The organism is Pseudomonas sp. ZT5P21, from assembly GCF_054897785.1.
This window is the reverse complement of record NZ_CM142705.1, coordinates 877,377-890,420: the sequence shown is the minus strand read 5'-3', so window position 1 is coordinate 890,420 and position 13,044 is coordinate 877,377. Positions and strand designations below refer to the sequence as shown.

Below are 13,044 nucleotides of genomic sequence, written 5' to 3'. Positions count from 1 at the left end.
CCGTCATTGCACCTGATGAGATTTCAACAATGTACGATTGGCTGAACGCCCTGCCCAAGGCAGAACTGCACCTGCACCTCGAGGGTTCGCTGGAGCCCGAGCTGCTGTTCGCCCTGGCCGAACGCAACAAAATCGCCCTGCCGTGGAGCGATGTTGAAACCCTGCGCAAGGCGTATGCCTTCAACAACCTGCAAGAGTTTCTCGACCTGTATTACCAGGGCGCCGATGTGCTGCGCACCTCCCAGGATTTCTACGACCTGACCTGGGCGTACCTGTTGCGCTGCAAGGCGCAGAACGTGATTCACACCGAACCGTTCTTCGACCCGCAGACCCACACCGACCGTGGCATCCCTTTCGAAGTAGTGCTCAACGGCATCGCCGCCGCATTGAAGGACGGCGAGCAGCAACTGGGCATCACCAGCGGTTTGATCCTGAGTTTCCTGCGTCACTTGAGCGAAGACGAAGCGCAAAAGACCCTCGATCAAGCGCTGCCATTCCGCGATGCGTTTGTGGCCGTCGGCCTGGACAGTTCGGAGATGGGTCACCCGCCGAGCAAGTTCCAGCGGGTGTTTGACCGTGCCCGTGACGAAGGTTTCCTGACCGTTGCCCACGCCGGTGAAGAAGGCCCGCCGGAGTACATCTGGGAAGCCCTCGATCTGCTGAAAATCCAGCGTATCGACCATGGCGTGCGCGCCATCGAAGACGAGCGTTTGATGCAGCGAATCATTGACGAGCAGATCCCGTTGACCGTGTGCCCGTTGTCCAACACCAAGCTCTGCGTGTTCGATCACATGTCAAAGCACAACATTCTCGACATGCTTGAACGCGGCGTGAAAGTCACAGTGAACTCGGATGACCCGGCGTACTTCGGCGGGTATGTGACCGAGAACTTCCACGCGCTCTACACCGATCTGGGCATGACCCAGGATCAGGCCAGACGCCTGGCGCAAAACAGCCTGGATGCGCGGTTGGTCAAACCCTGAGCCACACCACCCCCCCTGTCGGAGCGGGCTTGCTCGCGAAGGCGGAGTGTCAGTCGATATTTATGTTGACTGACACTCCGCCTTCGCGAGCAAGCCCGCTCCCACATTGGACAGTGCTCTCCATCTCCCTAAGATGTGTCTACAACACCCTCTCCAATTCGTTTTCCTTGGCGAAGCGCTGGATTTCACGCTGACCCGTCGCGGTGACGTGCAAGGCTCGCGAATCGCTCGGCAAGCTCAACCAGCCGGACTGCATGAACAATTGCAGCAATGCCGCGCCCAATGAACCGCCCATGTGCGGACGTCTTTCGCTCCAGTCGGGACAGGCACACGCGGCTCGGCTGGTGGTGTGTGCCAGCGCCTGGACAAACACGCCACGTGTCGCCAGTTGCGTGGCGCCCTTGTGCGTGATCGATACCCGGTGATCGAACTGTTCGATCCAGTCTGCATCCAGCAAGCGCTGGTAAAGATCGGCGGCCAGCGTGCCGCCTAAATGATCGTCACAGAGCCGGGCGCGCAACAAAGATGAGGGCGCGGCCTGACGTTTGGGGATAGGGGGGTTGCGTTTGAAAATATCGGGAATGTCCCGAGGTGTGCTGGCAATCGTCGCACTGGCGAGCGCTTCTATCGCGGCCCCGATTTCGGGTGCGGCCAGTCGGAAGAATCGCTTGCGGCCGCGGGTTTCGACTTTCAACAGACCTCCGGCGGACAAACGCCCCAGGTGTGCACTGGCTGAAGACGGTGACAGGCGGGCCAGCAAAGCCAGCTCTTCGGTCTGCCGCGCAGCGCCGTCCATCAAGGCCCACATCATTGCGCTGCGCTTTGGGTCAGCCAGCAACGTGGCAATCTGGCTGATGCAAGGTGCATGTTCCATGTATTCACTCCCTGTTGAATCGTTTCGTCTACTGCTCGGAGACATCTTGACCAGTAATGTGTCGTCGGCCAAGACGTGGAAACCGCCATAAACCGGGCAATGCATCCACTCACACAAGCCATTGCTTCGATGACCTTGCAAAGGCCGGCGATTGACGGTGGAGCCTGACCGACTCGAACGCGGTCTCGCCATGGCGAGAGCGACGGTGCGCACAAGAGGCGGGCGCTAGTATAAGCGCGTTGATCGCCGGTTCCTGCCCCCCGGAAACCATTGGTGGTGATTGATCCTGAGAGAAATTTCGCTATTTGCCTGCGACTAATGATCGACACCCGCCAACACGGGAAATTGACTGCCTGATCGAGTACATCGGCTGGCAAGCATTTCCCGCAAAAGGTTCACCGGCTTACTCAATTGTGCGCGATGGGCGCACAGCAAATTCAGCGGTGCGCGCTCACCCGGCTACCCGGCGGGTCGCCCAACAGCAGGCGCACCGTGAGTTTCGGATGCTCACGCTGGAACTCGTCCAGCTGAAAGCCATTGCCTAATGCGCCTCGTTGTCGATCAGGAATTTGCGGCGTGCGCATGAGCTGCTAGAGATCGGCAAGGCCAAGGGCAAGATTGTGCTGGAAGGCTTTTGAAACACATTGAAACAGGTGTCGTCCGAATAGACGACACCGTCAGTCCGATGGTTGACCCTTGTCATAATTGCGATCGTATTCGGGTCTACAATCTTGAACTCTACGATGCAATCTTTTAACCGAGGAGGTCAGCAATGAAGATCCTGATAAAAGAATTGGCAAAATCACAGTGGCAAGTCCGCCTGGACCAGCACGTTGTGACGTTCCGTAGCGAAGCGGAAGCTCGCGCTTTCACCCGTGTTCTTGAAGCACGATTGCACGCCCCTCATCAGTTTCCCGACCATCAGCAACGCGCTGCTGGCTGAGGCCCTCTTCAGACCTGGGCGTGCGTCAATGCCCGGGCATTTTGCAAACGCCGGGTGAGCATCGCGACGCTCACCACCATAACTCCGCACAAGCTGATGACCATGGCCATCGGCATGGCGCTGCCGTCGTACAAAATACCCACCAACGAGGCAGCCCCGGCGGCGACGCTGAATTGCAGGCACCCGAGCATCGCCGACGCACTCCCGGCACGGGCCCCCTGCCCGTTCATGGCACAGGCCGAAGCGTTGGGGAGGATGCAACCGAGGCTGGCGATGCAGATGAACAACGGAATCAGCAGTGGCCACAACTGCTCGGTGTGCAGCGAACTGACGGCCAGCAGCGCAAGGCCGGCCACCAGGTAAATCCACACAGTACGCGCCAGTAAAAACCCGGGGCCACGCTTGGCCAGCAGCCGCGCGTTGACCTGCGCCACCAGAATGAAACCCGCCGCATTGGTGCCGAACAACCAGCCGAAATGCTCGGCCGGTACGCCGTAGAGTTTGATGAAGACGAATGGGGAACCGGCGATATAGGCAAACATCCCGGCGATGGCGATGCCACCGGTGAGCGCGTGGCCGAGGTAAATCGGGTCCGACAACAGGCGACCGTACTGACGCAGCGCGCCCGACAGCGGTTGCCGGGGCACATGCGCAGGCATGCTTTCCGGCAGTCCGAGCGCCACGGCCAGCGCCGCCAGGGCACTGAAACCGGTCAGCACCAGGAAGATCGACTGCCAGCCCGTGGTGTTGACCAGCAAGCCACCAAGCATTGGTGCGAGAATCGGCGCCAGCCCCATGACCAGCATCAACTGCGAAAAGACTTTGGCCGAGCCCACCGCATCGCATTTATCACTGACGATCGCCCGGGAAATCACCATCCCCGCGCAACCACCCAGCGCCTGGACAAAACGCGCGCCGAGCAGCCATTCAAGGTTCGGCGCATAGGCGCACGCCAAAGAAGCAGCAGTGAACAGGCCGACGCCCGTCAGCAACGGCACACGCCGGCCAAACCGATCCGCCACTGGGCCATACAGCAGCTGGCCAATGGACAATCCCAGAAAATACGCCGCCAGCGTCAGCTGAACGTGTTGTTCATCGGTGCCGAACGCCAGCGCCATGGCCGGGAACGCCGGCAGATAGAAATCGATCGCAAGCGGCCCAAAAGCGCTAAGGGCGCCAAGTATCAAAATGGTACGGAGGTTCATCAGGCATCCAGTGGGACTGAGGTCGGCAGCCCCACAGTCTAGCCGCGCAAGGCTGCCTTGAACATTCCGATAGGTCGCTAACTATTAAATACCCACTGTCAATTGATGCCTATCAGCTGAAACGCAGAACGTGTGGGAGCGAGCTTGCTCGCGATGGCGGTGGAACATTCAACATCTCAGTGACTGTTAGACCGCTATCGCGAGCAAGCTCGCTCCCACAAGGGATTTGTGTGTGGCTTCAGGCGATTTTCGCTTCGTAGCCTTCTTCGGTGATCGCGGCGATCACTTCATCCATTGTCAATGCACTCTCGACGCCAACTTCCTTGGCCGCCAGATCAACCCGCACGCTGGCCGCGGGATCCCTTGCCTGCAGCGCTTGAGTGATTGCTTTGACACAGTGACCGCAGGACATGCCTTGAACGTTGAACACTTGCATGGAATGACTCCTTTAGTGAGATTGGGAGCAGTCTCGAGCTTGTCACCGTGGCAAGGTCAAGTTCTGAAGTGATCTGCCGGGCTGGCAATCGGTGTCGCGCTCGGCCAAGCTGCGTGCATCTATGATTCGATCTCAGGAGATACAGCCATGCGCTGGTCAGCTCTCAGCCTGTTTAGCTTCCTCAGCCTTTTCGCCGCCGCGCCCTCGGTCAACGCTGCCGGGGAGGATTACGGCGTGCTGATCATTTCCCGCGAGCGTCTGGAAGTGTCGACCAACTGCGAAATCGGCGTGTACATCCAGGATCAACTGTCGGCGCGGCTGTTTCAGGAGCAAAGCACCTCGTTCAATCTGCCGCCGGGCAATGTTTCCCTGCGCCTGAAACTGCTGCCGGGGCAGGCGCCAGGCTGCAATCCAGGGATGCTGGCCCCCGGGTCGCAGAACATCACGCTCAAGGCCGGGGATGTATTGAAGTTCCGGATTGCGATGACGCAGGAAGGGATGTATCTGAAGCCTACGGCCCTCGATTATTGACGAAATACCTGTGGGAGCGGCGAGTTCAAAACTGGCGCTTGACCTTGCCAGCATGGCAAGGTTGATCCTGTAGGCATCTTCTACAGGGAGCGTGACCGATGTCCGAATCCACCAATTTCGACCTGCCGATTGCCGGCATGACCTGCGCCAGCTGCGCCGGGCGTGTCGAGCGTGCCTTGAGCAAAGTGATCGGCGCCTCCGCTGTCAGCGTCAACCTCGCCACCGAGCAGGCTCGCGTTCAAGCGCCCAGCGACAGTTTGCCGGCGTTGATGGACGCGGTGCAGCAGGCCGGTTACAGCGTGCCGCAGCAAAGTCTGGAGTTGAGCATTGACGGCATGACCTGCGCGTCCTGCGTCGGTCGGGTCGAGAGAGCGCTGGCCAAAGTGCCGGGCGTCAAAAGCGTCAGCGTCAACCTGGCCAACGAACGCGCCCACCTCGAACTGCTCGGGCAGATCGATCCGCACACCCTGATCGGCGCAGTGACCAAGGCGGGCTACAACGCCAGCGTCCGGGAAGTGGAACATCCAACAACCGACACTCAGCCACAGCGTTTGCTCCGTGAACGCTGGATGCTGATCATGGCAATCACCCTCGCCTTGCCGCTGGTGTTGCCGATGCTGCTGCAACCGTTCGGCGTGCACTGGATGCTCCCGGTGTGGGCGCAATTTGCGTTGGCCACGCCGGTGCAATTCATCTTCGGAGCACGCTTTTATGTAGCAGCATGGAAAGCGGTACGCGCCGGCGCCGGCAACATGGACCTGCTGGTCGCCCTCGGCACCAGCGCCGGTTATGGCTTGAGCCTCTACGAATGGGCCACCGCCGCCGGGCGCATGCCGCACCTGTATTTCGAAGCCTCGGCCGTCGTGATCGCCTTGGTTCTGTTGGGCAAATACCTCGAAAGCCGCGCCAAACGCCAGACCGCCAGCGCTATCCGCGCCCTCCAAGCGCTGCGCCCGGAGCGGGCGGTTCAGGTGATCGACGGCCGCGAACTGGACGTCGCCATCAGCGTCTTGCGCCTCAATGATCGGGTGCTGGTCAAACCCGGTGAACGATTTCCGGTGGACGGCGAAGTGGTCGAAGGCCAGAGCCACGCTGACGAAGCCCTGATCAGTGGCGAGAGCCTGCCCGTGCCGAAACAGCCCGGCGACAAGGTCACTGGCGGCGCAATCAATGGTGAAGGCCGGCTACTGGTCCGCACCCAGGCCTTGGGCGCAGAAACCGTGTTGGCGCGAATCATCCGTCTGGTGGAAGACGCGCAAGCCGCGAAAGCGCCGATCCAGAAACTGGTGGATAAAGTCAGCCAGGTATTTGTGCCAACGGTTCTGCTGATTGCATTGGCAACCCTGATCGGTTGGTGGCTGTACGGCGCGCCCATCGAAACCGCGTTGATCAACGCCGTCGCGGTGCTGGTGATCGCCTGCCCTTGCGCCCTTGGGCTCGCAACGCCAACGGCAATCATGGCCGGCACCGGCGTGGCGGCGCGCTATGGGATTCTGATCAAGGACGCCGAGGCACTGGAACGTGCCCATGAAGTCAGCGTCGTGGTCTTCGACAAAACCGGCACGCTGACTTCGGGTGCGCCTCGCATCGCTCATTTGAGTGCCATCGACGGTGATGAAGCCACCCTGTTGAAATTGGCCGGATCCCTGCAACGCGGCAGCGAGCATCCACTGGCCAAGGCGGTGCTGGATGCGTGCGTCGAGCGCGGTTTGACCGTGGCGGATGTCAGCGGCAGTCAATCGCTGACGGGGCGTGGCATCGCGGGCACGCTCGAGGGTCGGCGGTTGGCGCTGGGTAATCGTCGCTTGCTGGAAGAAAGCGGATTAAGCGGCGGTTCTTTGGCTGACTCGGCAACTGCATGGGAAATCCAAGGTCGGACCTTGTCCTGGCTAATTGAGCAAAGTCCTGAACCGACGGTGCTGGGCCTGTTCGCCTTCGGCGACACCCTCAAACCCGGCGCATTGCAAGCGGTGCAACAGCTCAGCGACCGCCGCATCAGCAGCCATCTGCTGACCGGCGACAATCGCGGCAGCGCCAAAGTGGTCGCCGAGGCGCTCGGCATTAAGGATGTCCACGCCGAAGTGCTACCGGCCGACAAAGCGGCCACCATCGCCGAATTAAAGAAAACTGGCGTAGTGGCGATGGTCGGCGACGGCATCAACGACGCCCCGGCCCTGGCCGCCGCCGACATCGGCATCGCCATGGGTGGCGGCACCGACGTCGCCATGCACGCGGCCGGCATCACCCTGATGCGCGGCGATCCACGACTGGTGCCGGCAGCGCTGGAAATCAGCCGCAAGACCTACGCGAAAATTCGTCAGAATCTATTCTGGGCCTTCGTCTATAACCTGATCGGCATTCCGTTGGCCGCCTTCGGTTTCCTCAACCCGGTGCTGGCCGGCGCGGCGATGGCGTTGTCGAGCGTCAGCGTGGTGAGCAATGCGCTACTGTTGAAAACCTGGAAACCCAAGGAACTGGAGGACAACCGATGAACATCGGCCAAGCAGCCCGCGAAAGCGGCCTGAGCGCGAAGATGATCCGTTATTACGAGACCATCGGTTTGCTCAAGGCGGCCCATCGCACCGACAGCGGTTATCGCGTGTACGGCGATGACGACTTGCACACGCTGGCGTTTATCAAGCGGTCACGGGACCTGGGGTTTTCACTGGAAGAGGTCGGCAAACTGCTGACCCTCTGGCAGGACCGCCAGCGCGCCAGTGCTGACGTGAAGGCGCTGGCGCGTCAGCACATTGACGAGCTCAACCGGAAAATTCTCGAACTCGGCCAGTTGCGCGACACGCTGCAGGATCTGGTCGAGCATTGCCACGGCGATCACCGGCCGGATTGTCCGATTCTCAAGAACCTTGAATCGGGGTGCTGCGCCGAACCTGTCCGTCAATAACCCACGTAGGAGCGAGCTTGCTCGCGATGGTGGTCAACGATAACGCTGCATGCCTGATACCCCGCGGTGGCCTCTGGTCCTTCGCGAGCAAAGCTCGCTCCTACAGTAGTTCCCCGGCGTCCAAGGATTTCGGCGGCGCACCCACAAAAAACCCGGCCGAAGCCGGGTTTTTCGTTAACCGATCACTGCATCCACGGCGGAGGCGGCTCTTCGGTCTTGTTCGGTGGCGCGTCATCTGCCGCGCGGACCGCTTGCTTGCGCTCTTCATCCAGGCGTGCGGCCTCGATTTCGCGCATGATCCCGCCGACGTCGGCCAATTCTTCCGGCTCGTCGAACTCGCCGGTCAAGACACTGGCCGGGTGCAAGGTGCCGGCTTCGTACAGCGCCCACATTTCCTTGGCGTATTTGGTCTTTTTCAACTCCGGGGCAAACCGCCCGAAGTAGGACGCCATGTTGCCCACGTCCCGCTCCAGCATGCTGAACGCGTGGTTGTTGCCTGCCGCGTCCACCGCTTGCGGCAAGTCGATGATGACCGGGCCGGTCGGGGTCAACAGTACGTTGAACTCGGACAGGTCACCGTGCACCAGACCGGTACACAACATCAGCACGATCTGCGAAATCAGGAACGCGTGATATTCACGCGCCTGGTCCGGCTCCAGCACCACGTCGTTCAGACGCGGCGCGGCATCGCCGTACTCGTCGGCCACCAGCTCCATCAACAGCACGCCTTCAAGGAAGTCGTAAGGCTGTGGAACCCGAACACCCGCGCCGGCCAGACGGAACAACGCCGCCACTTCGGCGTTCTGCCAGGCGTCTTCGGTTTCTTTCTTGCCGAACTTGGAGCCTTTGGCCATCGCACGGGCCTGACGGCTGTTGCGCACCTTGCGGCCTTCCTGATACTCGGCTGCCTGACGGAAACTGCGTTTATTCGCCTCCTTGTAGACTTTCGCGCAACGTAACTGGTTGCCGCAGCGCACCACATAAACAGCTGCTTCTTTACCACTCATGAGTGGGCGCAGCACCTCGTCGACCAGACCGTCCTCGATCAGGGGTTCAATGCGTTTTGGAGTCTTCATCAGCTTTTATTGGGGGTCCTTTATTACCAAACACGCGAAAGTCATTCGTTATACGGCAATCCACTCGTTCGGGGGAGGGGTTGCCGACCTATGAACGTTATGGAAGCACACAATGTGCCGAAAAAACCCGTCAAACCTGCCGATGTTCATCGGTCGCCAAGGATCATAGCCGAGCCGACAGCACTTGTTGGAGCAGGGATGCGAGGGGATTTGCGACAGAATCCGACATACCGGTCCAAACCCTTGGCAGGATTTTTCTCAACAGCCCTCAATTTCCTCCTCCGGCAGCCGAAGTCATCAGTAACAAAGTGAATTGTCCGACGATCGTTCCGACAGAAGACGATGGCGCACCCAAGGGATCGGATCCAACAAACCATTTACGGCTGCCTACAATTCCGCGAGTCATCTGCACTGCGTGGGCCTACAAAAAAAAACTGGAGCGCGGATGAACATCAAACAGAAGTTGACGTGGGCGTTTGCAATCATCGCCTGCTTGCCCGTGGTGCTGGTCGCCATTCTCGTGGTGCTGAACTTGCGCAGTGATGCCAAGGACAATTTCGTCAACAGCAGTGGCGGGGAAATTCGTCAGGTCAGCAATGCCATGCAGCTGTTTTTTGACGGCATCAGCCAGAACGTCGATTACCTGGCGAGCCAGCCATTGATCAAAGACTCCGACGACAGCCTCAAGACCTACATGAGCGCCAATGCGGAAAGCATTCCCCAGGGCGAGGCGGACAAAAAAGTCTTCGCCCTCCTCCAAAACCTGGGTAACAGTCACCCGTCCTATGCTTATGCCATTCTCGGCACCGCCGCGGGCGGTTATGTGTCGTGGCCCGACGATGCCAAGCTGAACAATTACGACCCGCGTCAGCGCCCGTGGTACAAGGCCGCCCAGGCCAAGCCGGGCAAGCCCTTCCGCACCGAGGCTTACTACTGGGCTCAGGACGATGCGACCTACGTCAGTACCGTACGCACTATCGACAACAAACTGGGCACCAACGGCGGTGTGGTCAGTATCGACGTGACGCTCAAGCAGCTCACCGAAATTGTCAAACAGATCAAGCTGGGCGAAACCGGCTACCTGATGCTGCTTGAAAACTCCGGCACCGTGCTGGTCGATCCGAAGCGACCGGAGCATAACTTCAAGGCCTTGAGTAGCCTCGGCGAGGGCTACGCGCAGCTGGCCAAGGCCGGTAAAGGGCTGGTGGAAGTCGAGCTGAACGGCGAGCGCTACATGGCCAACGTCTGGCCGTCCGAGCAGTTGGGCTGGACCTTTATCGGCCTGATCAAACAAAGCGACGTGATGAGTTCCGCCACTCAACTGACCTGGCTGATCGCGATTATCGCCGCCGTGCTGGGCGTGCTCTTCGCCGTCGTCGGCGCCAGTTTCGCCAGCGTCATCGTGCGACCGATCCGCAGCGTGGCCAGCGGTCTGGAAGGCATCGCCCAGGGTGAAGGCGATCTGACCAAAAACCTGCAGATCCGTGGCAGCGATGAAACCGCACAACTGGCCAACTGGTTCAACCAGTTCCTGACGGCGATTCGCAACCTGATTCAAAGCATTGGCGGCGCCGCGACCAAAATTCTCGCCACCTCCAAGAGCTCGACCCAGGTATCCAGCGACATGGCTGAAGCGGCCGGCCGTCAGCGTGAAGCCGTGGACATGGTCTCCACCGCGTTCCACGAAATGGTCGCCACCGCCAACGAAGTCGCGCGTTCTTGCAGCCAGGCCGCCGAATCGGCCGACAGTGGCCAGCGTCAGGCGCGTGAAGGTCAGCAGCAGATTGACGCGGCGGTGACCAGCGTCGACCGACTGAGCCAGGAAATCGAACAGTCGGCGCAGTCGATGCAACAGCTGGAACGCGACAGCAATGACATTCAATCGATTCTCGGGACTATCCGTTCCATCGCCGAACAGACCAACCTGCTGGCGCTGAACGCGGCCATCGAAGCGGCACGGGCCGGTGAACAAGGTCGCGGTTTTGCGGTGGTAGCGGACGAAGTGCGGGCGCTGGCCAAACGCACGGCAGATTCCACCGCGGAAATCGATGGCCTGCTCGGCAACCTTGCCAAGCGCACCAGCCAGGTGACTCAGCAGATGCACGCGAGCCTGGAAGTGTCCCAGCAGTCGGTGACCCGCATCGGTGAGGCGCGCAGCAGCTTCGGGCAGATTCGTGAATCGGTGGACGTGATCCGCGACATGAACACGCAGATCGCCACGGCGGCGGAGCAACAGCATCAGGTGGCGGAAGACATCAACCGGCACATCAGCCAGATTCATGGCGATGCGCAGTTGGTGGCGGAACTGGCGAACTCGGCGCGCCTGGATTCACAGAGCCTGGCAGGTCTGTCGAATGAGCTGGACGGGTTGGTTCGTCGGTTCAGAACCTGATCCCGAACGCACAGCAAAACAATGTGGGAGCGGGCTTGTTCGCGAAGGCGATGTGTCAGTCAACGACATGTCAACTGACACACCGCCTTCGCGAGCAAGCCCGGTCCCACAGCTTTCGATTAACGTTCGACTATTGCGGTGACACCCTGACCGCCCGCCGCACAAATCGAGATCAACCCCCGCCCCTTTCCAGCGGCATCGAGCAACTTGGCCAGGCTCGCTAGAATGCGCCCGCCGGTGGCGGCAAACGGATGCCCGGCCGCCAGTGAACTGCCTTTGACGTTAAGCCGGGTGCTGTCGATGGAGCCCAGTGGCGCGTCGAGGCCGAGGCGGGTTTTGCAGTACTCCGGGTCTTCCCAGGCCTTCAAGGTGCAGAGCACTTGCGCGGCGAACGCTTCGTGGATTTCGTAGTAATCGAAATCCTGCAAGGTCAGGCCATTGCGCGCCAGCAGACGGGGCACCGCGTAGACCGGCGCCATCAACAGCCCTTCGGCGCCGTTGACGAAATCCACCGCCGCCGCCTCGCAATCGCGCAAATACGCAAGAATCGGCAAGCCGCGTTCCTTCGCCCATTCTTCACTGCCCAGCAGCACCAGCGACGCGCCGTCGGTGAGCGGGGTCGAGTTGCCTGCGGTCAGGGTACCTTTGGCGCTTTTTTCGAAGGCGGGTTTGAGCGAGGCGAGTTTCTCCAGGGTCAGGTCCGGACGCAGGTTGTTGTCGCGGGTCAGGCCGAGGAACGGCGTCATCAGGTCGTTGTGCCAGCCTTCGGAATACGACGCCGCCATTTTCTGATGACTTTCCAGCGCCAATTGATCCTGCTCCGAGCGCGGAATGCTCCAGGTCTGAGCCATCAACTCGCAGTGTTCACCCATCGACAGGCCGGTGCGCGGCTCGCCATTGCGTGGGAACTCAGGGATCAGATGCCCCGGTCGAAGTTGCAAAAACGTTTTCAACTTATCGGCGGTGGTCTTCGCACGATTGGCTTGCAAAAGGATTTTGCGCAGGCCCTCGTTGATACCGATCGGCGCGTCGGACGTGGTGTCGACGCCGCCGGCGATGCCGCACTCGATCTGGCCCAAGGCGATTTTATTGGCCACCAGCAAGGCCGCTTCCAGGCCGGTGCCGCAAGCCTGTTGAATGTCATACGCCGGGGTGGTCGGCGACAACCGCGAGCCGAGCACGCATTCGCGGGTCAGGTTGAAATCCCGGGAATGCTTGAGCACCGCGCCCGCCGCCACTTCGCCGATGCGCAAACCGTGCAGATTGAATCGCTCGATCAGGCCTTCGAGCGCGGCGGTGAGCATCGCCTGGTTACTCGCGGTGGCGTACGGCCCGTTGGAGCGGGCGAAGGGAATCCGGTTACCGCCGATAATCGCGACGCGGCGCAGCTGAGTCATGAAAAGCTCCCTGTAAAATTCAAATACCAACACCAACCCATGTGGGAGCAGGCCTGTGGCGAGGGGATTTATCCCCGTTGGGTGGCGAAGCCGCCCCAAAAATCGGCTCCATCGGTACCAGGTACATTGTGTGCGATGGTTTTACGACTGCTACGCAGTCGAACGGGGATAAATCCCCTCGCCACAGGCCCGCTCCCACAGGTTCCGCTTTCCCCTGCAAGTTCTATCTGCAATTGTCCAAGCGTAGGCCTTATCTCGTGGATCGAACGACTGATTGCCATTCGTGGTCCACACTTTGAACCCCA

General features: G+C 60.3%; 12 protein-coding genes and 3 pseudogenes. 8 read left to right on the top strand and 7 right to left on the bottom strand.

What is annotated here, in order from left to right:
* The first annotated feature begins 29 nt into the window (after positions 1-29).
* Positions 30-983, top strand: a complete 954-nt coding sequence (locus ACYZT9_RS04050) for an adenosine deaminase (RefSeq protein ID WP_462008676.1) — start codon at positions 30-32, stop codon at positions 981-983.
* 139 nt (positions 984-1,122) lie between these two features.
* On the opposite strand, the gene ACYZT9_RS04045 is transcribed toward ACYZT9_RS04050, so the two are convergent.
* The 3 genes and pseudogenes from ACYZT9_RS04045 to ACYZT9_RS04035 form a co-directional block, all read right to left on the bottom strand.
* Positions 1,123-1,857: an ArsR/SmtB family transcription factor gene (locus ACYZT9_RS04045; protein WP_462008675.1), complete on the bottom strand. Its 735-nt coding sequence runs from the start codon at positions 1,855-1,857 to the stop codon at positions 1,123-1,125.
* Between the two features lie 315 nt (positions 1,858-2,172).
* A pseudogene (locus ACYZT9_RS04040) lies at positions 2,173-2,310 on the bottom strand (LysR family transcriptional regulator); the annotation flags it as partial.
* Positions 2,295-2,441, bottom strand: coding sequence for a hypothetical protein (locus ACYZT9_RS04035; RefSeq protein WP_462008674.1), 147 nt, complete (start codon positions 2,439-2,441; stop codon positions 2,295-2,297). The gene ACYZT9_RS04035 and the pseudogene ACYZT9_RS04040, both read right to left, overlap by 16 nt.
* Here ACYZT9_RS04035 and ACYZT9_RS04030 point away from each other — a divergent pair.
* Positions 2,424-2,495: pseudogene (locus ACYZT9_RS04030) on the top strand (hypothetical protein); the annotation flags it as partial. The gene ACYZT9_RS04035 and the pseudogene ACYZT9_RS04030 sit on opposite strands and share 18 nt — an antisense overlap.
* 134 nt (positions 2,496-2,629) lie before the next feature.
* Positions 2,630-2,800 (top strand): hypothetical protein, encoded by a 171-nt coding sequence (locus tag ACYZT9_RS04025; protein WP_462008673.1) that lies wholly within the window; start codon positions 2,630-2,632, stop codon positions 2,798-2,800.
* An 8-nt stretch (positions 2,801-2,808) separates the two neighbouring features.
* Here the strand turns inward: ACYZT9_RS04025 and ACYZT9_RS04020 are convergent, their stop codons facing one another.
* Together ACYZT9_RS04020 and ACYZT9_RS04015 are read right to left on the bottom strand one after the other, a co-directional pair.
* The gene (locus tag ACYZT9_RS04020; RefSeq protein ID WP_462008672.1) at positions 2,809-4,005 is read right to left on the bottom strand and encodes a multidrug effflux MFS transporter; all 1,197 of its coding nucleotides are present in this window, start codon (positions 4,003-4,005) and stop codon (positions 2,809-2,811) included.
* Positions 4,006-4,243: 238 nt separating this feature from the next.
* Positions 4,244-4,441 carry a heavy-metal-associated domain-containing protein gene (locus tag ACYZT9_RS04015; protein ID WP_462008671.1) on the bottom strand — a complete coding sequence of 66 codons (198 nt, stop codon included), beginning with the start codon at positions 4,439-4,441 and terminating at the stop codon, positions 4,244-4,246.
* A 147-nt stretch (positions 4,442-4,588) separates the two neighbouring features.
* Between ACYZT9_RS04015 and ACYZT9_RS04010 the strand changes: the two genes are divergently transcribed.
* The 3 genes from ACYZT9_RS04010 to cueR all read left to right on the top strand — a co-directional run bounded on the left by ACYZT9_RS04010 (position 4,589) and on the right by cueR (position 7,874).
* Complete coding sequence (locus ACYZT9_RS04010) at positions 4,589-4,972, top strand: hypothetical protein (RefSeq protein WP_462008670.1); 384 nt, start codon at positions 4,589-4,591, stop codon at positions 4,970-4,972.
* A 98-nt stretch (positions 4,973-5,070) separates the two neighbouring features.
* Positions 5,071-7,464 (top strand): heavy metal translocating P-type ATPase, encoded by a 2,394-nt coding sequence (locus ACYZT9_RS04005; RefSeq protein WP_462008669.1) that lies wholly within the window; start codon positions 5,071-5,073, stop codon positions 7,462-7,464.
* Positions 7,461-7,874 carry a Cu(I)-responsive transcriptional regulator gene (gene cueR, locus ACYZT9_RS04000; RefSeq protein WP_462008668.1) on the top strand — a complete coding sequence of 138 codons (414 nt, stop codon included), beginning with the start codon at positions 7,461-7,463 and terminating at the stop codon, positions 7,872-7,874. Before ACYZT9_RS04005 ends, cueR begins: the two co-directional genes overlap by 4 nt.
* Before the next feature lie 182 nt (positions 7,875-8,056).
* Here the strand turns inward: cueR and ACYZT9_RS03995 are convergent, their stop codons facing one another.
* Complete coding sequence (locus ACYZT9_RS03995; protein ID WP_462008667.1) at positions 8,057-8,950, bottom strand: PA4780 family RIO1-like protein kinase; 894 nt, start codon at positions 8,948-8,950, stop codon at positions 8,057-8,059.
* 445 nt (positions 8,951-9,395) lie between these two features.
* Here ACYZT9_RS03995 and ACYZT9_RS03990 point away from each other — a divergent pair.
* Positions 9,396-10,484, top strand: a pseudogene (locus tag ACYZT9_RS03990) (cache domain-containing protein); the annotation flags it as partial.
* Positions 10,485-10,574: 90 nt separating this feature from the next.
* Positions 10,575-11,342 carry a methyl-accepting chemotaxis protein gene (locus ACYZT9_RS03985; protein ID WP_390959830.1) on the top strand — a complete coding sequence of 256 codons (768 nt, stop codon included), beginning with the start codon at positions 10,575-10,577 and terminating at the stop codon, positions 11,340-11,342.
* Positions 11,343-11,461: 119 nt separating this feature from the next.
* On the opposite strand, the gene ACYZT9_RS03980 is transcribed toward ACYZT9_RS03985, so the two are convergent.
* Positions 11,462-12,739 carry an acetyl-CoA C-acetyltransferase gene (locus ACYZT9_RS03980; RefSeq protein ID WP_462008666.1) on the bottom strand — a complete coding sequence of 426 codons (1,278 nt, stop codon included), beginning with the start codon at positions 12,737-12,739 and terminating at the stop codon, positions 11,462-11,464.
* Between the last annotated feature and the right edge of the window lie 305 nt (positions 12,740-13,044).